Raw genomic sequence first — 24,821 nt, 5'->3', positions numbered from 1 at the left:
ACAGAATTTTCATGAAAAACGTGATGCTTGTTAAATTTTTCGATCCGGCTCGCAAGAGAAGGCTTATCCTTCAATCGGATCGACATCCAGCACCCACTTCACTTTTCTCGCCTCCGGAAGCGTATTGATCAGCGCCAGCGTACCGCTAACGATATGTTGCAGACGCACCCGCGAAGGATGCTGCAGCAATATTTGCCAGCGCCAGCGGCCGCCGCGCTTTGGCGCCAGCGCCGGAACCGGACCGAGCATCCATAGCTTTTCGTCGGCCAGCGGGCTGGCCTGCAGCAGATTGCGCAGCTGTTGTAAAAACAGCGGCGCCTGCTGGTTGTTATGGTCTTCCGCACGAATCAGCACATGGCTGGTCCACGGCGGCAGCTGCATCGTCCGCCGCTCTGCCAGCGCCTGTTCGGCAAAGGCGTCGTAGCCTTTATACAGCAGGGTCTGCAGTAGAGGGTGTTCCGGATGGTGGGTTTGAAGAATGACCTCGCCCTGTTTTCCTGCCCGGCCCGCTCGTCCGGAGACCTGGGTATAAAGCTGAGCGAAACGCTCTGCGGAGCGGAAATCAGCGGAAAACAGCGCCCCGTCGACATCCAGTAGGGAGACGAGGGTGACGTCCGGGAAGTGGTGCCCTTTGGCCAGCATTTGGGTGCCAATCAGAATACGCGCCCCGCCGCGATGGACGGCGGCGAGATGCTCCTCCAGCGCTCCTTTGCGGCTGGTGGTATCGCGGTCGATACGCGAGATAGGCACCTCAGGGAACAGCGGCGCCAGGGCCTGCTCCAGCTGCTCGGTGCCGATCCCTACCGGCACCAGATGCGTGGAGCCGCAGGAAGGACACTGGCGCGGGATTGGGCGCTGGCTGTCGCAATGGTGGCAGCGCAGATGGTGCTGCGCCTGGTGCAACGTATAGTAACTGTCGCAGCGCGGGCATTCCGCTATCCAGCCGCAATCGTGGCACAGCAGCGCTGGCGCAAAGCCGCGGCGGTTAAGAAACAGGATCACCTGGTTATCCGCTTGCAGGTGCTGGCGCATACGGCTAATCAGCGCGGGAGACAGGCCCGCCTGCAGCGGTTGCCCTTTAAGATCGAGCACGTGCTGCTGGGCCGGGCGCGCATTGCCCGCGCGTTTGCTTAAGGTTAACTGGCGGTATTTACCCTGGCGGACGTTATGCAGAGTCTCCAGCGCCGGCGTCGCCGAGCCGAGAATTATCGGGATCTGCTCGCTGTGGGCGCGCCATACCGCCAGGTCGCGGGCATGGTAGCGCCAGCCTTCCTGCTGCTTGTAGGAGCTGTCATGCTCTTCGTCGATGACGATGACGCCGAGATCTTTAAATGGGGTAAACAGCGAGGAGCGGGTGCCGATCACAATGGCCGCTTCGCCATTTTTCGCCTTCAGCCAGGCCGAGAGACGTTCGCTGTCATTGAGCCCGGAGTGCAGCACTTCCACCGGCGCGTTAAAGCGCTGGCGAAATCGGGCGATGGTTTGCGGCGTCAGGCCGATCTCCGGCACCATCACCAGCGCCTGGCGCCCCTGCGCCAGCACATTCTCCAGCACGCTCAAATAGACTTCCGTTTTCCCGGAGCCGGTAATACCCGCCAGCAGCCAGGCGGAGAAACGATCGGCGGCGCTATGGATCGCCCCGACGGCGGTGGCCTGCTCGGTATTCAGGCGCAGGCGTTCGCCGGCAACCGAATACGCGCTGCGCCAGTCGGTGAGGGCGGGCGCTTCGCAGGCCAGCTCCGCCAGCCCTTTGCCGCGCAGCGCCTGCAGCGCCGCTTCATTGAATTCCAGTTCGCCAACCTGATGACGCCAGATTTTGCCCTGGCGCAGCGCCGCCAGCGCCTGCTGCTGCTTCCGGGAGCGTTTCAGGCTGTTAAGGTCGACTACCTGCCCCTGCTCGGTGGCGAACCAGTACCACAGCGGCGTGGCGCTGGCGGGTTTGCCCTGGCGCAGCATAACGGGTAATGCATGGAACAGCACATCGCCGATCGGGTGATGGTAATACTCAGCCGCCCACATCAGCAGTCGCCAGACAGTCGTGGAGAAGACCGGCTCGTCGTCCAGCGCTTCGGCGACCGGTTTTAGCTCATCCAGCGGCAGTTCGCTGCGCTCGCTCACCGCCGCGACAATGCCGATCCGCTCCTGTTTGCCGAACGGCACCCGCACCCGACAGCCCGCTTTGACCGCCATGCCTTCAGGCAGCAGGTAGTCAAAAGTGCGCGGTAGCGGAACGGGTAGGGCAACGTGGGCGACGGACATGTCATCTTCCTGACTTGAAATCTGGCGGGATAGTATACACATTACGATAAGGCGGCGCGGATCAGTTTGCATATGCTGGTCAAATTCTGTATGATTCGCCGCCTTTGATGCGCTTTATATCGCATTGAAGATTGACCATTACCGCGTGCTTCACGCTGTCAGCAGCGTAGAAGGCGACGGGAAATTACTAATATCGCGTGGTGTCTGGCGTTAGGGCTGGAAGAGCGACGCGGCCTTAACTGAGGTTCTCCCATGAAAAAAGGTATTCACCCAAATTACGACGAAATTACTGCTACCTGTTCTTGCGGTAATGTCATGAAAATCCGCTCCACCGTTGGTCACGATCTGAACCTCGACGTGTGCGGCAAATGCCACCCGTTCTTCACCGGCAAACAGCGTGATGTTGCTACCGGTGGCCGTGTTGACCGCTTCAACAAGCGCTTCAGCATCCCGGGCAGCAAGTAAGTTGCCAGAAGAAGCCGCCTCAGGGCGGCTTTTTTGTCTCTCCCGCCTGCCTGGGCGGGAAAGAAAAAAGGGCGGAAGATTATTCCGCCCTTTTTATCGTCTCAGTATTCCCACGTATCCGGGTCGATTCCCAGTTCACGCATAATCGCTTTCGCCGCTTCCGGGATCTCATCGCTGCGCTCTTTACGCAGGTCTTCATCGTTAGGCAACGGTTGTCCGGTAAAGGCATGCAGAAACGCTTCGCACAGCAGCTCGCTGTTGGTCGCGTGACGCAGGTTATTCACCTGACGACGCGTGCGTTCATCGGTGAGGATTTTTAACACCTTCAGAGGAATGGAAACCGTAATTTTCTTTACTTGTTCACTCTTCTTACCGTGCTCAGCGTATGGGCTGATATATTCGCCGCTCCATTCAGCCATGAGATACCTTAATCCTCTGTTTATTAGTGAAGGGCCAGAATATTCCGCCCGGGCTATAATTGCGCGTAGTTTACCGTATGCGCGGGCTTTCTGACATGAGATAAGCCGCCGACGACGTGCGCTAATGCATATAATTTTAACGGCTATTTGCACTTTGCTCAATCTATACGCAAAGAAGTTTAGATGTCCAGATGTATTGACGTCTATTGTGACAATGATTACTCTGGAGCCTGACTTTTCACCGATTCAGCCCAGGAACTTCCCAACATGACGCGTAAACAGGCCACCATCGCAGTGCGTAGCGGTTTAAATGACGACGAGCAGTACGGTTGCGTTGTCCCGCCGATTCACCTCTCCAGTACCTATAACTTCACCGGCTTTAATGAACCGCGCGCCCACGACTACTCCCGTCGTGGCAATCCGACGCGCGATGTGGTGCAGCGCGCCTTAGCGGAGCTGGAGGGCGGCGCCGGCGCGGTGCTGACCAATACCGGAATGTCGGCGATCCTGCTGGTGACGACAGTGTTCCTTAAACCGGGCGATCTGCTGGTGGCGCCGCACGACTGCTACGGCGGCAGCTACCGTCTGTTCGACAGCCTGGCGAAGCGCGGCTGCTATCGCGTCCAGTTTGTCGATCAAAGCGATGAGCAGGCGCTGCGGGCGGCGCTGGCGGAAAAACCGAAGCTGGTGTTGGTGGAAAGCCCAAGTAATCCATTGCTGCGGGTGGTGGATATTGCGAAAATCTGTGGTCTGGCGCGTGAGGCCGGGGCAATTAGCGTGGTGGACAACACCTTCCTGAGCCCGGCGTTGCAAAACCCGCTGGCGCTGGGCGCCGATCTGGTGCTGCATTCCTGTACCAAATACCTCAATGGTCACTCCGATGTGGTGGCCGGGGTGGTGATTGCCAAAGATCCGGCAACTGTCACCGAACTGGCATGGTGGGCGAATAATATTGGCGTCACCGGCAGCGCCTTCGACAGCTATCTGCTGTTGCGCGGGCTGCGGACGCTGTCTCCACGGATGGAAGTGGCGCAGCGAAATGCCCTGGCGATCGTTGAGTATCTGAAAACCCAGCCGCTGGTGAAAAAGCTGTATCATCCATCGCTGCCGGAAAACCAGGGGCATGAAATTGCGGCGCGTCAGCAAAAAGGTTTTGGCGCAATGTTAAGCTTCGAGCTTGACGGTGACGAGCAGACGCTGCGCCGTTTTCTGAGCGGGCTGTCGCTGTTTACACTGGCGGAATCGCTGGGGGGCGTTGAAAGCCTGATTTCCCATGCGGCAACGATGACGCATGCCGGCATGGCGCCTGAAGCGCGTGCCGCCGCCGGAATTTCAGAAACGCTCCTGCGTATATCGACCGGTATTGAAGATGGTGAAGATTTAATTGCCGACCTGGAAAATGGCTTCCGGGCAGCAAACGAGGAATAAAGATGAGTGTGATTGCGCAGGCAGGGGCGAAGGGTCGTCAGCTGCACAAATTTGGTGGGAGTAGTTTAGCGGATGCGAAATGTTACCTGCGCGTCGCGGGGATCATGAAGGAGTATTCGCAGGCGGGGGATATGATGGTCGTCTCCGCCGCTGGCAGCACCACCAACCAGCTGATCAGCTGGCTTAAGCTTAGCCAGAGCGATCGCCTTGCTGCGCATCAGGTTCAGCAGTCGCTTCGCCGCTATCACACCGAGCTGATTGGCGGTCTGCTGGAGCCTGCGGCGGCGGATACGTTGATAGCCGCCTTTATCCACGATCTTGAGCGTCTGGCTGGTCTGCTGGACGGCGGGGTTTCCGAAGCGGTCTATGCGGAAGTGGTCGGCCATGGGGAAGTGTGGTCCGCGCGCCTGATGGCGGCGGTTCTCAACCAGCTGGGTATGGAAGCCGCCTGGCTGGACGCGCGCGCGTTCCTGCGCGCGGAACGCGCCGCGCAGCCGCAGGTGGATGAAGGATTATCCTATCCGCTGCTGCAGCAGCTGATGGCGCAGCATCCTAACAAACGTCTGGTGGTGACCGGCTTTATCTCCCGCAACCAGGCCGGCGAAACCGTCCTGCTGGGCCGTAACGGGTCTGACTACTCTGCCACCCAGATCGGCGCGCTGGCGGGCGCCTCCCGGGTCACTATCTGGAGCGACGTTGCCGGGGTGTACAGCGCGGATCCGCGCAAGGTGAAAGACGCCTGCCTGCTGCCGCTGCTGCGTCTGGACGAAGCCAGCGAGCTGGCGCGCCTGGCCGCGCCGGTGCTCCATGCCCGCACGCTACAGCCGGTTTCCGCCAGTGATATCGATCTGCAGTTACGCTGCAGCTACACGCCGGAACAGGGTTCCACGCGCATTGAGCGCGTGCTGGCCTCCGGTACCGGCGCACGGATTGTCACCAGCCATGACGACGTCTGCCTGGTGGAGTTCCAGGTGCCGGCCGGTCACGATTTCAAACTGGCGCATAAAGAGCTGGACGCTCTGCTCAAACGCGCCCAGCTGCGCCCGTTAGCCGTTGGCGTCCATGCCGACCGTAAGCTGCTGCAGTTCTGCTATACCTCCGAGGTGGCCGACAGCGCGCTGAAATTGCTCGATGAAGCCGGTCTGCCGGGCGAGCTGCGTCTGCGTCAGAAGCTGGCGCTGGTGGCGATGGTGGGCGCGGGAGTCACCCGTAACCCGCTGCACTGCCACCGTTTCTGGCAGCAGCTCAAAGGGCAGCCGGTGGAGTTCACCTGGCAGTCTGAAGAGGGGATCAGCCTGGTGGCGGTGCTACGCGCCGGGCCGACGGAAAGCCTGATCCAGGGGCTGCATCAGTCCTTGTTTCGCGCCGAAAAGCGTATTGGCCTGATGCTGTTCGGCAAAGGGAACATTGGTTCCCGCTGGCTGGAGCTTTTCGCCCGTGAACAAACTACGCTCTCGGCGCGTACCGGTTTCGAGTTTATTCTCGCCGGCGTAGTCGACAGTAAACGCAGCCTGCTGAATTACGACGGGCTGGATGCCAGCCGGGCGCTGGCTTTCTTCAACGATGAAGCGGTGGAGCAGGATGAAGAGTCGCTGTTCCTGTGGATGCGCGCGCACCCGTATGATGATTTAGTGGTGCTGGACGTCACCGCCAGCGAACAGCTGGCCGACCAGTATCTTGATTTCGCCAGCCATGGCTTCCACGTCATTAGCGCCAACAAGCTGGCGGGCGCCAGCAGCAGTGATAAATATCGTCAGATCCACGACGCGTTTGAGAAGACGGGGCGCCACTGGCTATATAACGCCACCGTGGGCGCCGGCTTGCCGGTGAACCATACGGTGCGCGACCTGATCGACAGCGGCGATACTATTCTCGGCCTGAGCGGTATCTTCTCGGGAACGCTCTCCTGGCTGTTCCTGCAGTTTGATGGCACCGTGCCGTTCACCGACCTGGTGGATCAGGCGTGGCAGCAGGGGCTGACCGAGCCGGATCCGCGCGTCGATCTGTCCGGTAAGGATGTGATGCGTAAGCTGGTGATCCTCGCGCGGGAAGCGGGCTATGACATCGAACCGGATCAGGTGCGTGTGGAATCACTGGTGCCGGCGCACTGTGAAGAGGGGTCGGTCGATCACTTCTTTGAGAATGGCGAAGAGCTGAACGAGCAGATGCTGCAGCGTCTGGAAGCGGCCCGCGAGATGGGACTGGTGCTCCGCTACGTGGCGCGCTTTGATGCCAACGGCAAAGCACGCGTCGGTGTGGAAGCGGTACGCGAAGAGCACCCGCTGGCGGCGCTGCTGCCGTGCGATAACGTGTTTGCCATCGAAAGCCGCTGGTATCGCGATAACCCGCTGGTGATCCGCGGGCCCGGCGCCGGGCGCGATGTGACCGCCGGGGCGATCCAGTCGGATATTAACCGCCTGGCGCAGCTGCTGTAAGCGTCGCGTTATACTCTTGAACCAGTGAGGCCACTATTTGCGTTACGCGCCCTGCGGAATACAGGGCGCTCTGCGCAAACGCGGGTCTGTTTTTCAGCCATATTGTAAACCGTCGGCTGGCCGCAAGGTCTGGTAGAAAGGCGTTCTCTTCTGCAGTGCCGGCAAGCCGGCAGACCATTTTCTGATTCTCTTCCTGCGTCCAACGCTGCCATGAATTTTGCCACCAGCCATGATGGGTTTTCCCCTGTAGCTGCCACGGAGCCGGGCTGGCTGGGTTCCTTATCTCTTCTTCCACATACCATAGATCGCCTTGCCGCTGACGAAAAAGCGGCGCCCAGGCAACGATCGCCGCGCCGCGTAAAAAGCATTCATGCGCAATAACGTGCGTTTTCACCTCTGGAAACCGCTGGCTGAGAAGTTTGAAATGACCGTGCGCGGCGATAACCGGGCGCAATATATTGCCGCGGGCATGGCGCTTTTGCATTGCGCTGCCGTACTGGATTTCATCGAACTGACTGCGTTGTAAAAAGCGCATTTCAGTGAGAGAAATACGTTGAATAATATCGTCAGTCTCCTCCCTGTCGGCTTGTCCGCCGCGCCAGTGATAGCGTAATGATTCGCCTACCGCGAAAGCAGTGAAATTAGAGGTAAGATGAATAACATTACCGCGCACGGCATCAAAGCTTAATAAAAAATAGAGCTTTTGCCCGGCGGCATTACCCTGGAATGGCGCTATCAACGGTACGCTGCAAATACGTCGTGGGGCTTCAATTGGGGCGATGTGTGGGAATTTTGGCGTCCAGACCTTTTTACAGTGGCGGCACTGAAGGCGTTGCGTACCCTGCGGATTGCGGCCGTAGCGAATAATATCCCGCTGATAGCATACCGGGCAAAAATAGCCGTAGCGGCGGGCATGATCCGTCAGATAAGCCGCCAGCCAGGGGCGGAATTCCCGTTCGTTAAACAGGGGGGGATAGCTGCCGCAGGCTGCGCAGTAGAGCGCCGGGTAGCCCAGCCGAAAATTCGGGAAATGATACTCAGCCGCAGACGGTAAACCTAAATTGCGGCAGCCAAAAGTTTTACAGGCATTAATGGTAAAGAGAGTATCCACTGGCAGGTCAATACCAACGATTTTTACAGGTCGTTAATTTTGTCCTGCTCAGGTTGCATACAACTGTGAATGCTCTCACATAAAAAAGTCTTTCAGAACGTAACTTAGCGGTTCTTTATCACTCTGAAAGGAACTCCGATGAAACTAAAAACAATGAGCGCAGCACTTCTGTTAACTTTGCCTTTCTGGGCCTGCGCCAAAGATGTCACCATCATTTATACCAACGATCTTCATGCCCATGTCGAACCTTATAAAGTGCCATGGATAGCGGATGGTAAACGAGATATTGGTGGTTGGGCGAATATCACGACGATGGTGAAACAGGAAAAAGCGAAAAATAACGCGACCTGGTTTTTTGATGCCGGGGATTATTTTACCGGGCCTTATATCAGTAGCCTGACGAAGGGCAAAGCGATAATCGATATTATGAATACGATGTCCTACGATGCGGTGACTATCGGTAATCATGAGTTCGATCACGGCTGGGATAATACGTTGCTTCAGCTTAGCCAGGCGACATTCCCGATTGTTCAGGGCAATATTTTTTATCAGAACAGCGATAAATCGTTCTGGGATAAGCCCTATACCATTATCGAAAAAGATGGCGTGAAAATTGGCGTGATTGGCCTGCACGGCGTGTTTGCTTTTAATGACACCGTTTCTGCCGCGACGCGAGTGGGTATCGAAGCGCGCGATGAGGTGAAATGGCTACAGCATTATATCGATGAACTTAACGGTAAAGTGGATCTGACCGTGGCCCTGATCCATGAAGGCGTCCCGGCGCGTCAGTCGAGCCAGGGGGGAACCGATGTGCGTCGTGCGCTGGATAAAGATATTCAGACTGCGGGTCAGGTGAAAGGCCTGGACGTTTTAATTACCGGCCATGCTCACGTTGGCACACCGGAGCCCATTAAAGTGGGTAATACGTTGATTCTTTCTACCGATAGCGGCGGCATCGATGTGGGTAAACTGGTGCTGGATTATCAGGAGAAACCGCACCAATTCACGGTGAAGCACTTTGAGCTGAAGACGCTTTATGCCGATGAGTGGAAGCCTGATCCGCAGACAAAACAGGTCATCGACGGCTGGAATAAGCAACTTGACCAACTGGTGCAGCAGGTCATTACACAATCGCCCGTTGAACTGACCCGTGCGTATGGCATCTCTTCGCCGTTGGGCAATCTTGCCGCTGACGCCTTGCTGTTGGCAGCAGGTAGGAGTACGCAGATGGCGTTAACCAACTCGGGCGGGATCCGGAATGAGATCCCCGCCGGGGCGGTGAGCATGGGCGCCGTTATCAGCACCTTCCCGTTTCCCAACGAGCTGGTCACCATGGATCTAACCGGGAAGCAGTTGCGTAGCCTGATGGAGCATGGCGCCGGGTTGAGCAACGGCGTGCTGCAGGTCTCCCGGGGACTGGAAATGAAGTATGACAGCAGCAAACCTGTGGGCCAGCGCGTTGTGTTATTCAGGCTAAACGGTAAACCGATTGACGATACGACGGTTTACCATATTGCCACCAACAGCTTCCTTGCAGATGGCGGCGATGGTTTTGTCGCGTTTACCGAGGGGCAGGCGCGTAATACCTCCGGCGGCTATTACGTTTCAAATGCGGTCGTAGACTATTTCAAAGCCGGGCAAAAGATAACGGATGAGCAGCTTAACGGGCAGCGCGTTGTCGATGTGAAGAAATAAGTTTTTAAGGCCGGGCAGTCAGCCCGGCCTTAAGCGATCAGTGGGCCGCAAATACCGCCCTGGCGGCAAACAGGCCGTTGAGGGCCGCCGGGAATCCGGCATAGACTGCCATCTGCATGATCGCTTCCGTAATCTCCTCTTGCGTCAGGCCGACGTTTAATCCCGCGGCAATGTGTACTTTCAGCTGTGGCTCGGCGTTACCCAACGCCGTGAGCGCGGCGATGGTGGCGATTTCCCGGCTGCGTAAATCGAGCCCTGGCCTGGCGTAAATATCGCCGAAGGGGAACTCAATCAGATAGCGGGCGAAATCGGGGGCGATATCCCGCAGGCTGTCGACGACGGCTTCCCCGCCCTTACCATCCACCCGCTGAAGCATTTCCTGACCGATGATATAACGTTCGCTGGACATCGTTTTTTCCTCTCTGTGATGGTGCGTTAAGAGGAAGGGTAGGGAAGTGTGCCGGACTTGAGTAATACCCTTTTCGTGATACCTTTTCAGTATGACAACTTCGCGATTACATTCCCTGGATATTCGCCTGCTGCGCGCCTTTGCCGTGGTAGCGGAGGAAAATAACATCAGCCGGGCGGCGCAGCGGTTATTTATCTCGCAGCCGCCGCTGACCCGCCATATCCGCCATCTGGAAGCGCAGCTGGGGGTGACGCTGTTTCAGCGCCATAGCAAAGGCCTGATCCTGACCGACGCGGGTAGAGAGGTGCTGGAGATGATTCAGCCTCTGCTGGCGCTCCAGGAACGCACGCTGGCGGCATTGAGTGAGCTCGCGGCCCACTCGCCGCAGGCTCTACGTCTGGGCGTGACGACGGCCTTCGAACAGGGCATTTTCGCCGCCGTTGAGGCTGCGCTGAGCGAACATACCCGCGCGTTGCATATCACCCGCCACGCCTCACCGGCGCTGGCTCAGCAGGTACGCAAAGGCAAACTCGATGCGGCGCTGGTCGCGTTGCCGCTCAATACTGAAGGGCTGCACCTGCACCCATTGCCGTATCATGAGCCGCTCATTGCGGCATTACCGGCCTCCTGGCCGGAAGCCGCCAGGCCAGGGCTGACGTTAAGCGCGCTCAATCATCGGCCGCTGTTCTGGTTTAAACGCGAGCGTAATCCTGGTTTCTTTGACTACACGCGCCGCATTTTCGACCGGGCTGGCTATGCCCCGACGTATGTGGAAGAACCGGCCGAGCATGATGTGCTGCTGGCGCGTATTGCGCGCGGGGAAGGCATGATCCTGCTGCCGGCGTCCTTTTCCGCGATTCAGCGTCAGGGGGTGGCGTTCTGCCCGGTGGCTGAGGGCGACGCGATGCCGTTAAGCCTTGGGGTGATTTATCCGCCTCACCAGGCAGAGTCCGTGCAGCAATGGCTTTCTCTGCTGGATGGCATTCTGGCGACTGGCTAGTCTCAGGCTGACTCGCGAGCCACCTTATATTGCCCACCGAGCCGCTTCCTTTGCGTGGTCAGGTGATCGGAAGATGAACTTTTTTCAAGTAGGTGACCTATTCCTCACTCTTTACGCAGATTTTTCTATTGACGCCCGCGCGCTTTTCCGTCATTTTTACATCTGGACGTCTAAACGTATAGAAGTTCGCAATATAACAGCCATTACATGCGATTGATGAGGTAAGGTATGAGCTTTTTTCACGCCAATCAGCGGGAAGCCCTGAATCAGAGCCTGGCGGAAGTCCAGGGCCAGATTAATGTGTCTTTTGAATTCTTTCCGCCGCGCACCAGTGAAATGGAGCAAACCCTGTGGAAATCCATCGATCGCCTGAGCAGTCTGAAACCGAAGTTTGTTTCGGTAACCTATGGCGCGAACTCTGGCGAGCGCGATCGCACCCACAGCATCATCAAAGGCATTAAAGAGCGAACCGGTCTGGAAGCAGCGCCGCACCTGACCTGTATCGATGCCAGCCGCGATGAGTTGCGCACTATCGCTCAGGATTACTGGAACAACGGTATCCGCCATATCGTCGCCCTGCGCGGCGACCTGCCGCCGGGCAGCGGTAAACCGGATATGTACGCCGCCGATCTGGTGACGTTGCTGAAAGAGGTAGGCGATTTTGATATCTCTGTCGCCGCGTATCCGGAAGTGCATCCGGAGGCGAAAAGCGCGCAGGCGGATTTACTGAACCTGAAGCGCAAAGTAGAAGCAGGGGCCAACCGCGCGATCACCCAGTTCTTCTTCGATGTGGAAAGCTACCTGCGTTTTCGCGATCGCTGCGTCTCGGCAGGCATCGACGTGGAAATCATTCCCGGTATCCTGCCGGTCTCCAACTTTAAACAGGCGAAAAAGTTTGCGGATATGACCAACGTCCGTATCCCGGTGTGGATGTCAAAAATGTTCGAAGGGCTGGATAACGACGCCGAAACCCGTCAACTGGTGGGGGCGAATATCGCCATGGACATGGTGAAGATCTTAAGCCGGGAAGGGGTCAAGGATTTCCACTTCTACACCCTGAACCGCGCCGAGATGAGCTACGCCATCTGCCATACGCTGGGCGTACGCCCGGCCTGAGTTTTCATTAACGTTTAGTGCGATGGCGAAGCCGGTATTCGCCATCGCTTTTTTTTGCCCAAAACGCTGATACAGGTCAGGGGAGAGCAGAAGATAAAGCGCGTATAGTGCCAGCCTGATAATTGACAGGGATGGGTTATGCAATGGCAAGGAAGAGCGATCCACTGGCGTTTGGTGGGTTGGCGTTATTAACGCTGATCTGGAGCTTTAGCTGGATCGCGATGAAGCAAGTGACGAGCTATATCGGCGCTTTTGACTTCACGGCGCTGCGCTGTATTTTTGGCGCCGTGGTGCTATGGATAGTGATGTTGATCCGCGGTAAAGCGCTCAAGCCGACGCCTTTCGGCTACACCCTGGCGATCGCGTTATTGCAAACCTGCGGCATGGTCGGTCTGGCACAGTGGGCGCTAATGAGCGGTGGCGCCGGTAAAGTGGCGATCCTGAGTTATACCATGCCATTCTGGGTAGTGGTGATGGCCGCGTTATTCTTAGGTGAGCGCATGCGGCGATGGCAGTATATCGCCATCGGGGTGGCATGCGTGGGCCTGATACTCGTACTTCAGCCTTGGCAACTCGACTTTACCTCCCTGAAAAGCGCCTTGCTGGCGATCCTCTCCGGCGTGAGCTGGGGGGCAGGTGCGATCGTCGCGAAGCGTATGTATACCCGGTATCCGCAGGTTGATTTGCTGGCGCTAACGACATGGCAGATGCTATATGCCGCCGTAGTAATGAGCGTAGTGGCCTGGCTCGTCCCGCAACGAGCGGTAGACTGGCAGCCCGACGTTTTCTGGGCCCTGGCTTACAGCGCAATCCTTGCAACGGCGCTGGCCTGGAGTCTGTGGCTTTTTGTACTGCGTAATTTACCGGCAAGTATAGCCGGTCTGAGTACGCTGGCCGTACCGGTCTGTGGCGTGCTATTTTCCTGGTGGCTACTACATGAAAATCCAGGAAAGGTGGAAGGTTGTGGCATTGCGTTGATAGTACTGGCGTTGGCGATGATCAGTATCAAGAGACGAGGGGCATAGCCTGCTCCGGCCTGCAGAGATGCATAAAAAACACCCGGCTGACGCCGGGTGTTTTGCTCTGGTTTATTCCCATTCCTGCAGGAAGCGCTGACCATACTGGTCGGCCACCAGCAGTGCGGCGTAGACCTGGTCGGAATCAACGCCGCCCGGCATATTGTGAATGGTTTCGCCTTCAGCGCAGGCGGCTTCCGCCACCAGACGCATTTTGGTCGGGATATCACCTTTGATATCCAGCTGCGCCAGGGTGATCGGCAGCCCAACGCTGTGGCACAGCGCGGCGACGGTCTCTATTTCGTCCACCGGCGCATTTTCCAGCACCAGCTGCGTCAGGGTTCCGAACGCCACTTTTTCCCCGTGATAATAGTGATGGGCGTCAGGGATGGCCGTCATGCCGTTATGAATCGCGTGCGCCGCCGCGAGACCACCGCTTTCGAAACCCACGCCGCTCAGATAGGTGTTGGCTTCCACCACCCGCTCCAGCGCCGGGGTGACCACGTGCTGTTCGGCGGCCAGCATCGCTTTTTCACCCTCTTCGAGTAAGGTGTTGTAGCATAGCTCGGCCAGCGCCAGCGCCGCCTGGGTGCACTTCCCGCCCGCCATGGTGGTGGCGCCGCTACGGGAGCAGGCGCGGGCTTCGAACCAGGTGGCCAGCGCATCGCCAATCCCGGCGGCCAGCAGGCGGGCCGGCGCGCCGGCAACGATCTGCGTATCGACAATGACCATGTTGGGGTTGCGCGGCAGCATCAGGTAGCTGTCGAATTCCCCTTCGTCGGTGTATATCACCGACAGCGCGCTGCACGGTGCATCGGTGGAGGCGATGGTGGGGGCGATCGCCACCGGCACATTCATAAAGTGGGCCAGCGCTTTCGCGGTATCCAGGGTTTTGCCACCGCCGATCCCCAGCACGGCGGTGCACTTCGCGTTGCCGGCGATATCGCGTAGACGGTTGATTTCATTATGCGAACACTCACCGCCAAACGGCGCGATTTCAGCCGCCAGGCCAGCGTCGGCCAGGCTTTTACGCAGCATCTCTTCCGCAAACCCCAGGACGAACTTATCACCGACCACCAGCCAGCGCTCGGCCAGCGGTTTCAGATAGTCGCCGAGGCGCTTGATGGCGCCTGCGCCCTGGATATATTTGCCTGGTGATTGAATAATGCGATCCATTTCGATTCCTCCTCGATGACCGTGACGCCGCCCGCAGGCGGCTCGCGGATCCGGTTACAGATTCAGCGTGCCAAAGGCGTTATTCCAGTCCTGTTCAAACTTCTCTATGGCTGACTCTACCGCAGGGGTGCCGAGCATTTGTTGCGCTACATCTAGTGGAAGGGTGATTGCTTCGCAGCCAGCCAGCAGACAATCCAGCGCCTGGCGTGGCGTTTTGAAGCTTGCCGCCAGAACTTTGCTCTCGGGCGCATGCATTTCCAGCAGGGATTGCAGCTCCTGCACCATGCGGATGCCGTCCCCGCCCTGGGCGTCGACGCGGTTAACGTAAGGCGCGACGTACTTTGCGCCGGCCAGCGCGGCCAGCAGGCCTTGCGAAGCGCTGTAGACGGCGGTGCCAAGGGTCGGGATGCCTTCTTTCTTCAGCAGTTTGATAGCGGCGAGCCCTTCGGCGGTGACCGGGATTTTGACCACAATGCCCGGCACGGCATTGCTCAGACGTTTGGCCTCTTCCACCATGCCCTGCGCGTCGCGGCTCATGGTCTGCGCGAAGAGGGTGCCCTCCGGACCGACGGCTTTTTGCAGGCGCGGCAGCACATCCCAGACCGGGACTTTACCGGCGGCGATAATGCTCGGGTTGGTGGTTACCCCGGCCAGCGGGAAGATGCGGGCCAGGCGTTCCACTTCGGCGACGTTGGCGGTATCCAGATAGAGTTCCATTGTGTTTTCCTCAATGCTTAATTCGGTGCTGTCGTTGAGGTAAGCATACGGCTTTCGTTCGAAGGATAGCCAGATGACAAATTTGCCAAAAACTGGATAAATGTACGCATCGTGATTAAGGATGATTTAGATCACATTTATCGGCGCTGGCTGGGATGGGAGGTAACTATAGCGCGCACAAAAGTCAGGTTTAACACACAAAAATCTAGTTTTTTACCGGGGATGTTTTTTCCGTCAGCTGGCTATGGTACTGGCGGCGGTATTCAGACGGCGAGCGTTCCGTAGTTTTGCGGAACAGGCGGCAGAAGTAGTTGCTGTCGGCGAAGCCGCAGGCGTGGGCGATGTCTTTCACTTTCATATCGTGGCCCTTCAGCAGCATACGGGCCTGTTCGAGACGAATATGGTTTAGATATTCATTGAAGCCCATTGGCCCACATTTCTGGAACAGATGGGAAAGATAGTTGGGAGAGAGGTAGAACGCCTGGGCCACCGATTCCCGGCTCAGCGGTTCCGCATAATGGATGTCCATATATTGGCGGATCGCTTCAAACAACGCCTGGCTGCGCGAGGAGGTTTGCGCCTGGCTGCCGAGAAGATCATGGCAGTGGCTGAGCAGGCTGACGACGATGCTGCGGGCGGTTTGCTGCTCCTGCGGTTGCATCCGGAGTTCATTGAGCGCCTGCAGCAGAAATGATCCGACGCGCGGCCCGCGGCGCAGCGCCTGCCGCTTGTCGACAACAGTTATCGCCTTGCCATTCCAGTGCTGCAGCGAGCACTCCAGCTGCTGCTTAGCGAACAGGATGCTTAACAACAGGCAAGGCGCTTGCCACTGCGGGCAGTTCCAGCTATCGCCAGGGATATAGAGCACGTCATGGGCCTCAAGGAGCGGGGTGTTATCGCCGAGGGCCTGGTCGGGCAACTGCCCATCAAGGAGAATATTCAGACGGGGAAAATCCACCTGCACCACCGGCTCAGCAGGCGAGCGCGTCTCGCCGGCGAAATAAACCCGGCCGAGGCTGGTCTGCTTTTTTAGCAATGCATCAATAAGCTGATTGATATCGTTGTCCATCATTCTTCCGTTCAGCGCATCACCCTTTTCATCATACCGGACATTATTCCAGCGGTAAAAGCGCTTGCCTGTCGCTCTTGCCTCCCAGATAAGATATGTTATATCGTAACAATTTGTCGCCATTGATAGCAAACTCAGGAGAGAGTAATGACCAGAAAGATCCCCCTGCTGGCCTTAGGATTCGGCATGGCTTTAGCCAGCGCCCAGGCGTTCGCCCACGGCAACCATAGCCATGGCCCGGCGTTAACCGAAGTGGAGCGTCAGGCCAGCGAAGGCATTTTTGCGGATAAAGATGTGCAGGACCGCGCGCTGAGCGACTGGGAGGGCGTCTGGCAGTCGGTGAACCCGTATCTGCTCAACGGCGACCTCGATCCGGTGCTGGAGCAGAAGGCGAAAAAGCCCGGCGGCAAGAGCGTGGAGGAGTATCGCGCCTATTATAAGAAGGGCTACGCCACCGATGTGGAGCAGATTGGCATTGAAGATGACGTGATTGAGTTCCACGTTGGCCAGACCGTCAATAGCTGCAAATACCGCTATTCAGGCTATAAAATTCTGCATTACACCTCCGGTAAGAAGGGCGTGCGTTATCTGTTCGAGTGCCAGCAGGGCGATGCCAACGCGCCGAAATTTGTGCAATTCAGCGACCATATCATTGGCCCGCGTAAATCACAGCATTTCCATATTTTCATGGGCAATGAATCACAGGAGGCGTTGCTGAAAGAGATGGATAACTGGCCGACCTATTATCCGTATGCGCTGCATAAAGAACAGATCGTTGATGAGATGCTGCACCACTAGAACGGGCGGAAAACCCCCGGCCGGGCGGCCGGGGAGAGATAGATTAACCGGTGTTACGCATACCGGCGGCGACGCCGGCGATGGTGACCATCAGCGCTTGTTCAACGCGCGGATCCGGGTCCTTGCCCTCTTCTTCAGCCTGGCGTGAACGGTGCAGCAGTTCCGCCTGCAGGACGTTCAGCGGGTCGGTATAGATATTACGCAGCTGGATAGACTCGGCGATCCACGGCAGGTCGGCCATCAGATGGGAGTCGTTGGCGATGGCCAGCACGACGTTGATATCGGCAGCCAGCAGCTTGCGCAGCTCGGAACCCAGCGCCCACAGCTCCGGCTTCACCAGGCGCTGATCGTAGTACTCCGCCAGCCACAGGTCGGCCTTCGAGTAAACCATCTCCAGCATGCCGAGGCGGGTAGAGAAGAACGGCCAGTCGCGACACATGGCTTCCAGTTCACTCTGTTTTCCACCTTCGACCACCTTCTGCAGCGCAGCGCCAGCGCCCAGCCAGGCTGGCAGCATCAGGCGGTTCTGGGTCCAGGCGAAGATCCACGGAATGGCGCGCAGCGACTCGACGCCGCCGGTTGGACGACGTTTTGCCGGACGCGAACCCAGCGGCAGTTTGCCCAGCTCCTGCTCCGGGGTCGCAGAGCGGAAGTAAGGGACGAAATCTTTGTTTTCACGCACGTAGCCGCGATACATCTTGCACGACACGTCGGACAGCTCGGCCATGATGTCGCGCCATTCTGCTTTCGGCTCCGGCGGCGGCAGCAGGTTGGCTTCCAGAATGGCGCTGGTATACAGCGACAGGCTGCTGATGGTGACTTCCGGCAGGCCGTACTTAAAGCGGATCATCTCGCCCTGCTCGGTAACGCGCAGGCCGCCTTTCAGGCTTCCCGGCGGCTGCGAGAGCAGCGCGGCGTGGGCCGGCGCGCCGCCGCGGCCGATAGAGCCGCCGCGACCGTGGAACAGCGTCAGTTCAATACCGGCTTTTTCGCAGGTTTTGATCAGCGCGTCCTGCGCCTGGTACTGCGCCCAGGAGGCGGCCATCACGCCGGCATCTTTAGCGGAGTCAGAGTAGCCGATCATGACCATCTGCTTGCCCTGGATAAAGCCGCGGTACCAGTCGATATTCAGCAGCTGGGTCATGACGTCGTTGGCGTTGTTGAGGTCATCCAGCGTTTCGAACAGCGGGGCCACCGGCAGAGCAAAGCCAATCCCGGCTTCTTTCAGCAGGAGATGAACCGCCAGCACATCGGACGGCGTTTTCGCCATCGAGATCACGTAGGCGGCGATCGATCCGCGCGGCGCCTCGGCGATCACCTTGCAGGTGTCGAGAACTTCACGCGTCTCTTCGCTTGGCTCCCACTGGCGCGGCAGCAGCGGACGTTTGGAATTCAGTTCGCGGATCAGGAAAGCCTGTTTGTCGGCTTCCGACCAGCTTTCGTAGTCGCCGATCCCGAGGTAACGGGTCATTTCACCCAGCGCTTCGGTATGGCGGGTGCTTTCCTGACGAATATCAATACGCACCAGCGGTACGCCGAAAGACTTCACGCGGCGCAGGGTGTCGAGCAGTTCGCCGTTGGCGATAATGCCCATGCCGCAGGCCTGCAGCGATTTATAGCAGGCGTACAGCGGCTCCCACAGCTGCTCGTTCTGAGTGATCAGTCCCGCCGGTTTCGGCAGCTTCTGACCTTTCAGGCGCGCTTCCAGCCAGGCCTGGGTCTCCATCAGCTGAGAGCGCAGTTTTTTCATCAGATAACGGTACGGTTCCTGAGCGCCCTCGGCGCCAGCCAGAGCGCGCAGCTCGTCGGTACACTCCACCATCGACAGCTCGGAGATCAGCACCTGCACGTCTTTGAGGAACAGGTCGGTCGCTTTCCAGCGGCTGAGCAGCAGCACGTGGCGGGTGATGTCGGCAGTCACGTTCGGGTTGCCGTCGCGGTCGCCGCCCATCCACGAGGTGAAACGCACCGGGACGAAGTCCACCGGCAGCTGATAGCCAAGGTTGGCTTCCAGCTGTTCGTTCAGCTCGCGCAGATAGTTAGGCACCCCTTCCCACAGGCTGTTTTCCACCACCGCGAAGCCCCATTTGGCTTCATCGACCGGGGAAGGGCGGTGCTTACGAATTTCATCGGTATGCCACGACTGGGCGATCAGCTGGCGCAGACGGCGCATTAGCTGATGGTGCTCGTAGTCAGCGATATCTTTGTTGTCCAACTGCTTAAGGCAGTTGTTCACTTCCACCATTTTATGGATCAGCGTCCGGCGGGTGATCTCGGTCGGGTGGGCGGTTAACACCAGCTCCAGAGACAGCGATTCCACCGCTTGTTTGATGGTCTCTTCGTTGAGATTGGGTTGGTCTTTGAGCTTTCTCAGGGTACGCGCAATGACTTCCGGATTGCTGGCCGCTTCGCCATTGGCCGAAATGCTGTGGTACTGCTCAGCGGTGTTGGCCAGATTCAGAAACTGGCTGAAGGCACGGGCCACCGGCAGCAGTTCGTCGTTTGACAAATTCTGCAGCGTGGTCAGCAGCTCCTGGCGGTTAGCTTCGTTGCCGGCGCGTGAAGATTTGGACAACTTACGGATAGTTTCGACACGATCAAGAATATTTTCTCCCAATGCATCCTTGATGGTATCGCCCAGCACCTTGCCGAGCATACTGACATTACTACGCAATGCGGAATATTGTTCGTTCATGTTACCCCAGACACCCCATCTCATTTTATTTTGTTATATCCGCTGCGCTGGAACGTGAGCAACGGATAAGCAACCCGTCTTTTATAAAGCCACGTAAATACCCCCACGTCAATTACTGCGAAATCGCTTCAGCAAACGAGTAAATCGCCGTAATTTGCGAAATTTAATTCAGGGAGCGCTGGATAAGCATCGCTTATGGAAATGTGACGATCGTCACCGTTCCGCCCCGGGAGAACGGGGCGGAAAAAGAGGGCGATTTTAGTGCCAGCAGAAGTGATGAACCACCTGGCTAATCAGCTCCCGGGTCGGCTTGATAAAGCGCGTCTCCAGATACTCGTCAGGCTGATGGGCCTGATTGATGGAGCCCGGGCCGAGAACCAGCGTCGGACACAGCGTCTGGATAAACGGCGCTTCGGTGCAGTAGTTCACCACGTCGGTCTGCGCGCCAAGCAGTTTCTCGACCACCTGCACCAGCTTATGGTCCGGTGGGCACTCGTAGCCGGGGATCGGCGGATGCAGCTCAGAGACCGTCAGGCGGCCCGGCCAGCGTTCGCTGACCGGGGCCAGCGCCTCGCCCAACAGACCATTAAGATCGTTTAGGGTCATCCCCGGCAGCGGGCGGATATCCATATGCAGTTCACAGCAGGCGCAGATACGGTTTGAGGCATCGCCGCCATGGATAGCGCCCAGGTTGAGGGTTGGGTAAGGGACCGTAAACGCCTCGAAGTGATAGCGCTCTTTTAGCAGATCGCGCAACTGCATAATCCGGCCGATGGCGTCGTGCATCAGCTCAATCGCGTTGACCCCGCGCGCCGGATCGCTGGAGTGGCCGGACTGGCCCTGAATACGGATCGCGTTGGACATATGGCCTTTGTGGGCGCGGATCGGCTGCAGGGAGGTGGGCTCGCCGATGATGGCGCAGTCCGGGCGCAGCCGGGTGGTTTCGGCAAAGTAGCGCGCGCCGGCCATGCTGGTCTCTTCGTCGGCGGTGGCCAGAATATACAGCGGCTTTTTCAACGTGGTGACGTCGACATCGCGCAGGGCGTCGAGAATAAAGGCGAAGAAGCCTTTCATATCGGCCGTGCCGAGGCCGTAGAGCTTGTTATCGTGTTCGGTGAGGGTGAACGGGTCGCGCGTCCAGCGGCCATCATCGAACGGCACGGTATCGGTATGCCCGGCGAGCAGCAGGCCGCCGGCGCCGTGTCCGGTGCTGGCCAGCAGGTTGAATTTATGGCGCGTATCCGGCACCGGCTGTATCTCAACATTGAAGCCGAGATCGCGGAACCAGCCTGCCAGCAAATTGATTAAAGACTCATTGCTTTGATCGAGAGCCTCTTCAGTCGCGCTGATGGATGGTGTGGCGATCAACGCGCGGTAAATCTCGATAAAGGGCGGTAAATTGTTTTTCATTGTTGACACACCTTGGGTCGTGATAGTATCAATATTCATGCATTTATTGTGAATAAAAATACAATATCGTTGAGCGTAAGAAAACCCATCGAATGTAAGGAGATGCGCTTCCAATGTTAAATACGCTGATTGTGGGTGCCAGTGGTTATGCCGGCGCAGAGCTGGTGACCTATATCAATCGTCATCCGCATATGAACATAACCGCTTTGACGGTCTCCGCGCAAAGCAATGATGCGGGAAAATTAATTTCCGACCTGCATCCGCAGCTCAAAGGCATTGTCGATATGCCGCTGCAGCCGATGTCCGATATCAGCGAATTCAGCGCTGGCGTGGACGTGGTGTTTCTCGCCACCGCGCACGAAGTGAGTCACGATCTGGCGCCGCAGTTCCTTGCCGCTGGCTGCGTGGTGTTCGATCTCTCCGGTGCCTTCCGCGTTAACGATGGGGCGTTCTACGAAAAATATTACGGTTTCACTCATCAGCATCCCGACCTGCTCAAACAGGCGGTGTATGGTCTGGCGGAGTGGAGCGCGGATGCGCTTAAAGACGCGCAGTTAATCGCAGTGCCAGGCTGCTATCCGACGGCGGCGCAGCTGTCGCTGAAGCCGCTGATTGAGGCCAATCTGCTGGATCTCAACCAGTGGCCGGTAATCAACGCTACCAGCGGGGTGAGCGGCGCGGGTCGTAAAGCCGCGATCGGCAACAGCTTCTGTGAAGTTAGCCTGCAGCCGTACGGCATATTTAACCATCGCCATCAGCCGGAGATTGCCAGCCACCTCGGGGCAAAGGTAATTTTTACCCCGCACCTGGGTAATTTTAAGCGCGGCATCCTGGAAACCATTACCTGCCGCCTGAAGCCGGGCGTCGGCCATGCGCAGATCGCGGCGGTTTACCAGCAGGCTTACGCCGATAAACCACTGGTACGTTTATATGATAAAGGCGTGCCCGCTTTGAAAAGCGTCGAAGGCCTGCCATTCTGTGATATCGGTTTTGCCGTGCAGGACGATCATCTCATCGTCGTCGCGGCAGAGGATAACCTGCTGAAAGGCGCCGCAGCGCAGGCGGTGCAGTGCGCGAATATTCGTTTCGGCTTCGCTGAGACGCAGTCTCTTATTTAAGGTGTGATGATGAACCCATTAATTATCAAACTTGGCGGCGTATTACTCGATAGCGAAGAAGCGCTGGAGCGCCTGTTTACCGCGCTGGTTAACTACCGTGAAGCGCACCAGCGTCCGCTGATTATCGTCCACGGCGGCGGCTGCGTGGTGGATGAGCTGATGAAGCAGCTCAACCTGCCGGTGCAGAAGAAAAATGGCCTGCGCGTTACGCCGGCTGAGCAAATCGACATCATCACCGGCGCGCTGGCGGGAACCGCCAACAAGACGCTGCTGGCGTGGGCGAAAAAACATGGTATTTCCTCGGTAGGCCTGTTCCTCGGCGATGGCGATAGCGTGAAGGTCACGCAACTGCATGCTGAGCTGGGCCATGTCGGGCTGGCGCAGCCGGGCTCCCCGGCACTGATCAACACCCTGTTGGCCGGCGGTTACCTGCCGGTGGTGAGCTCTATCGGGGTGACCGATGAAGGCCAGCTGATGAACGTCAACGCTGACCAGGCGGCGACAGCGCTGGCGGCCACCCTGGGGGCGGATCTGATCCTGTTGTCTGACGTTAGCGGTATCCTCGACGGTAAAGGGCAGCGCATTGCCGAGATGACCGCCGAGAAAGCAGAACAGCTGATCGAGCAGGGGATTATCACCGACGGCATGATTGTTAAAGTGAATGCGGCCCTTGACGCCGCACGTGCTCTGGGCCGTCCGGTGGATATCGCCTCCTGGCGTCACGCCGAGCAGTTGCCGGCGTTATTTAACGGCACGCCGATCGGCACACGTATTCTGGCTTAAGATTTCATGCCCGGCGGCGCGTCGTCTGCCGGGCTTACAAGACCGTAGGCCGAGCGGCACAATGCCGCCGGCGGAACTAACGAATAAAGGAAGCATGTTATGGCACTTTGGGGCGGGCGTTTTACACAGGCAGCAGATCAACGGTTCAAACAGTTCAACGACTCGTTGCGCTTCGACTATCGTCTGGCGGAGCAGGATATCGTTGGCTCTGTCGCCTGGTCGAAAGCGCTGGTAACGGTCGGCGTTCTGAGTGCCGCTGAACAGCAGCAGCTGGAAGAAGCGCTGAACGTGCTGCTGGAAGAGGTGCGCGCCAATCCGCAGCAAATCCTCGCCAGCGATGCCGAAGATATTCACAGCTGGGTGGAAGGCAAGCTGATCGATAAAGTGGGCCAGCTGGGCAAGAAACTGCACACCGGGCGCAGCCGTAACGACCAGGTCGCCACCGATCTTAAACTGTGGTGCAAAGATACCGTTGTCGAACTGCTCTCAGCGAACCGCCAGCTGCAGAGCGCGCTGGTGGAGACCGCCCAGCAGAATCAGGACGCGGTAATGCCGGGGTACACCCACCTGCAGCGCGCCCAGCCGGTGACGTTCGCGCACTGGTGTCTGGCCTACGTTGAAATGCTGGCGCGTGACGAAAGCCGTCTGCAGGACGCGCTGAAGCGCCTCGACGTCAGCCCGCTGGGCTGCGGCGCGCTGGCGGGGACGGCGTATGAGATCGACCGCGAGCAGCTGGCCGGCTGGCTGGGCTTTGCCTCCGCCACCCGCAACAGCCTCGACAGCGTGTCCGATCGCGATCATGTGCTGGAGCTGCTTTCCGATGCGGCTATCGGTATGGTGCATCTGTCGCGCTTTGCGGAAGATCTGATTTTCTTTAACTCCGGCGAGGCGAACTTCGTCGAGCTTTCCGACCGCGTGACCTCCGGCTCCTCGCTGATGCCGCAGAAGAAAAACCCGGACGCCCTGGAGCTTATCCGTGGCAAATGCGGCCGCGTGCAGGGTGCGCTGACCGGCATGATGATGACGCTGAAAGGACTGCCGCTGGCCTACAACAAAGACATGCAGGAAGATAAAGAGGGGCTTTTCGACGCCCTGGATACCTGGCTCGACTGCCTGCATATGGCGGCCCTGGTGCTGGACGGCATTCAGGTAAAACGCCCGCGCTGTGCGGAAGCGGCGCAGCAGGGCTATGCCAACGCCACTGAGCTGGCGGATTATCTGGTGGCGAAAGGCGTACCGTTCCGCGAGGCGCACCATATTGTCGGTGAAGCGGTAGTGGAAGCCATTGCGCAAGGGAAACCGCTGGAAGCGCTGACCCTGGCCGATCTGCAGAAATTCAGCCCAGTGATTGCGGACGATGTGTATCCGATCCTGTCGCTGCAGTCCTGCCTCGAGAAACGCGCAGCGAAAGGCGGCGTCTCGCCGCAGCAGGTAGCCCAGGCTATCAACGAGGCGAAGGCTCGTTTAAGCTAATCCTTAGATATCTGCCCTCCCTGACCCGGCCAAGCCCAGCGACGCCGGGTTTTTTATGCAAAAAAAAAGCGGACGCAAGGTCCGCAAAAGTTCACGTTGGCTTTAGTTGTTCGGGTAGAGAAACAGTGTGACGGGTCAGTGATTTTCACAGGTAGACCGTCTTTATGGGCGTATTATTGAACAGAAAACTTGATAGGGATAATCGTTCGTTGCTATGCTATCTATCGCC

At 58.0% G+C, this 24,821-nt stretch carries 20 protein-coding genes; 11 read left to right on the top strand and 9 right to left on the bottom strand.

Annotation, left to right across the window (positions count from 1 at the left end; all coding sequences use genetic code 11):
- Window positions 1-63 precede the first annotated feature (63 nt).
- Window positions 64-2,259, bottom strand: coding sequence for a primosomal protein N' (gene priA / locus IB144_RS25545; protein WP_049186483.1), 2,196 nt, complete (start codon window positions 2,257-2,259; stop codon window positions 64-66).
- Window positions 2,260-2,511: 252 nt separating this feature from the next.
- Here priA and rpmE point away from each other — a divergent pair, with 252 nt between their 5' ends.
- Entirely contained in the window at window positions 2,512-2,724 is a 213-nt protein-coding gene (gene rpmE, locus IB144_RS25540; RefSeq protein ID WP_002882922.1) for a 50S ribosomal protein L31, read from the top strand.
- A gap of 101 nt (window positions 2,725-2,825) precedes the next feature.
- Here rpmE and metJ read toward each other — a convergent pair whose 3' ends face one another.
- Window positions 2,826-3,143 carry a met regulon transcriptional regulator MetJ gene (gene metJ / locus IB144_RS25535; protein ID WP_002882924.1) on the bottom strand — a complete coding sequence of 106 codons (318 nt, stop codon included), beginning with the start codon at window positions 3,141-3,143 and terminating at the stop codon, window positions 2,826-2,828.
- A gap of 267 nt (window positions 3,144-3,410) precedes the next feature.
- Here metJ and metB point away from each other — a divergent pair, with 267 nt between their 5' ends.
- Together metB and IB144_RS25525 are read left to right on the top strand one after the other, a co-directional pair.
- Window positions 3,411-4,571 carry a cystathionine gamma-synthase gene (gene metB, locus IB144_RS25530; RefSeq protein ID WP_004150388.1) on the top strand — a complete coding sequence of 387 codons (1,161 nt, stop codon included), beginning with the start codon at window positions 3,411-3,413 and terminating at the stop codon, window positions 4,569-4,571.
- Between the two features lie 2 nt (window positions 4,572-4,573).
- Complete coding sequence (locus IB144_RS25525; RefSeq protein WP_002882944.1) at window positions 4,574-7,006, top strand: bifunctional aspartate kinase/homoserine dehydrogenase II; 2,433 nt, start codon at window positions 4,574-4,576, stop codon at window positions 7,004-7,006.
- On the opposite strand, the gene IB144_RS25520 is transcribed toward IB144_RS25525, so the two are convergent.
- Window positions 6,981-8,117 (bottom strand): IS1 family transposase, encoded by a 1,137-nt coding sequence (locus IB144_RS25520; RefSeq protein ID WP_046654798.1) that lies wholly within the window; start codon window positions 8,115-8,117, stop codon window positions 6,981-6,983. The genes IB144_RS25525 and IB144_RS25520 overlap by 26 nt on opposite strands.
- Before the next feature lie 138 nt (window positions 8,118-8,255).
- Here IB144_RS25520 and IB144_RS25515 point away from each other — a divergent pair, with 138 nt between their 5' ends.
- Window positions 8,256-9,812, top strand: coding sequence for a bifunctional UDP-sugar hydrolase/5'-nucleotidase (locus IB144_RS25515; protein ID WP_004177990.1), 1,557 nt, complete (start codon window positions 8,256-8,258; stop codon window positions 9,810-9,812).
- A gap of 37 nt (window positions 9,813-9,849) precedes the next feature.
- On the opposite strand, the gene IB144_RS25510 is transcribed toward IB144_RS25515, so the two are convergent.
- Window positions 9,850-10,221 carry a carboxymuconolactone decarboxylase family protein gene (locus tag IB144_RS25510; RefSeq protein WP_002882947.1) on the bottom strand — a complete coding sequence of 124 codons (372 nt, stop codon included), beginning with the start codon at window positions 10,219-10,221 and terminating at the stop codon, window positions 9,850-9,852.
- Between the two features lie 91 nt (window positions 10,222-10,312).
- On the opposite strand from IB144_RS25510, the gene IB144_RS25505 reads away from it, so the two are divergent.
- From IB144_RS25505 to IB144_RS25495, 3 genes are all read left to right on the top strand, one after another.
- Window positions 10,313-11,221 carry a LysR family transcriptional regulator gene (locus IB144_RS25505; protein ID WP_004187294.1) on the top strand — a complete coding sequence of 303 codons (909 nt, stop codon included), beginning with the start codon at window positions 10,313-10,315 and terminating at the stop codon, window positions 11,219-11,221.
- Between the two features lie 228 nt (window positions 11,222-11,449).
- Window positions 11,450-12,337, top strand: coding sequence for a methylenetetrahydrofolate reductase (gene metF / locus IB144_RS25500; RefSeq protein ID WP_002882952.1), 888 nt, complete (start codon window positions 11,450-11,452; stop codon window positions 12,335-12,337).
- A gap of 143 nt (window positions 12,338-12,480) precedes the next feature.
- Window positions 12,481-13,362: a DMT family transporter gene (locus tag IB144_RS25495; protein ID WP_004177983.1), complete on the top strand. Its 882-nt coding sequence runs from the start codon at window positions 12,481-12,483 to the stop codon at window positions 13,360-13,362.
- A gap of 63 nt (window positions 13,363-13,425) precedes the next feature.
- Here the strand turns inward: IB144_RS25495 and IB144_RS25490 are convergent, their stop codons facing one another.
- From IB144_RS25490 to IB144_RS25480, 3 genes are all read right to left on the bottom strand, one after another.
- Window positions 13,426-14,529, bottom strand: coding sequence for a glycerol dehydrogenase (locus IB144_RS25490; RefSeq protein ID WP_004146274.1), 1,104 nt, complete (start codon window positions 14,527-14,529; stop codon window positions 13,426-13,428).
- A gap of 54 nt (window positions 14,530-14,583) precedes the next feature.
- Window positions 14,584-15,246 carry a fructose-6-phosphate aldolase gene (gene fsa / locus IB144_RS25485; RefSeq protein WP_004146275.1) on the bottom strand — a complete coding sequence of 221 codons (663 nt, stop codon included), beginning with the start codon at window positions 15,244-15,246 and terminating at the stop codon, window positions 14,584-14,586.
- A 205-nt stretch (window positions 15,247-15,451) separates the two neighbouring features.
- Complete coding sequence (locus IB144_RS25480) at window positions 15,452-16,438, bottom strand: AraC family transcriptional regulator (protein ID WP_074177891.1); 987 nt, start codon at window positions 16,436-16,438, stop codon at window positions 15,452-15,454.
- 24 nt (window positions 16,439-16,462) lie between these two features.
- Here IB144_RS25480 and zinT point away from each other — a divergent pair, with 24 nt between their 5' ends.
- Window positions 16,463-17,113 (top strand): metal-binding protein ZinT, encoded by a 651-nt coding sequence (zinT, locus tag IB144_RS25475; protein ID WP_004895133.1) that lies wholly within the window; start codon window positions 16,463-16,465, stop codon window positions 17,111-17,113.
- 43 nt (window positions 17,114-17,156) lie between these two features.
- Here zinT and ppc read toward each other — a convergent pair whose 3' ends face one another.
- Window positions 17,157-19,808: a phosphoenolpyruvate carboxylase gene (gene ppc / locus IB144_RS25470; RefSeq protein WP_004181636.1), complete on the bottom strand. Its 2,652-nt coding sequence runs from the start codon at window positions 19,806-19,808 to the stop codon at window positions 17,157-17,159.
- Window positions 19,809-20,066: 258 nt separating this feature from the next.
- Window positions 20,067-21,218 carry an acetylornithine deacetylase gene (gene argE, locus IB144_RS25465; RefSeq protein WP_004177969.1) on the bottom strand — a complete coding sequence of 384 codons (1,152 nt, stop codon included), beginning with the start codon at window positions 21,216-21,218 and terminating at the stop codon, window positions 20,067-20,069.
- A 113-nt stretch (window positions 21,219-21,331) separates the two neighbouring features.
- Between argE and argC the strand changes: the two genes are divergently transcribed.
- The 3 genes from argC to argH all read left to right on the top strand — a co-directional run bounded on the left by argC (window position 21,332) and on the right by argH (window position 24,592).
- On the top strand, window positions 21,332-22,336 hold the full coding sequence (gene argC / locus IB144_RS25460; RefSeq protein ID WP_004181637.1) for an N-acetyl-gamma-glutamyl-phosphate reductase: 1,005 nt from the start codon (window positions 21,332-21,334) through the stop codon (window positions 22,334-22,336).
- A 6-nt stretch (window positions 22,337-22,342) separates the two neighbouring features.
- Window positions 22,343-23,119, top strand: a complete 777-nt coding sequence (argB, locus tag IB144_RS25455; RefSeq protein WP_087757923.1) for an acetylglutamate kinase — start codon at window positions 22,343-22,345, stop codon at window positions 23,117-23,119.
- Window positions 23,120-23,218: 99 nt separating this feature from the next.
- Window positions 23,219-24,592, top strand: coding sequence for an argininosuccinate lyase (gene argH / locus IB144_RS25450; protein WP_004146283.1), 1,374 nt, complete (start codon window positions 23,219-23,221; stop codon window positions 24,590-24,592).
- Window positions 24,593-24,821: the final 229 nt, after the last annotated feature.

Origin of the sequence: Klebsiella sp. K4 (genome assembly GCF_014596785.2) — a bacterium.
GTDB lineage: Bacteria > Pseudomonadota > Gammaproteobacteria > Enterobacterales > Enterobacteriaceae > Klebsiella > Klebsiella pneumoniae.
Note: the sequence above shows the minus strand (reverse complement) of the source record. Positions and strands in the feature narration are given on the sequence as shown.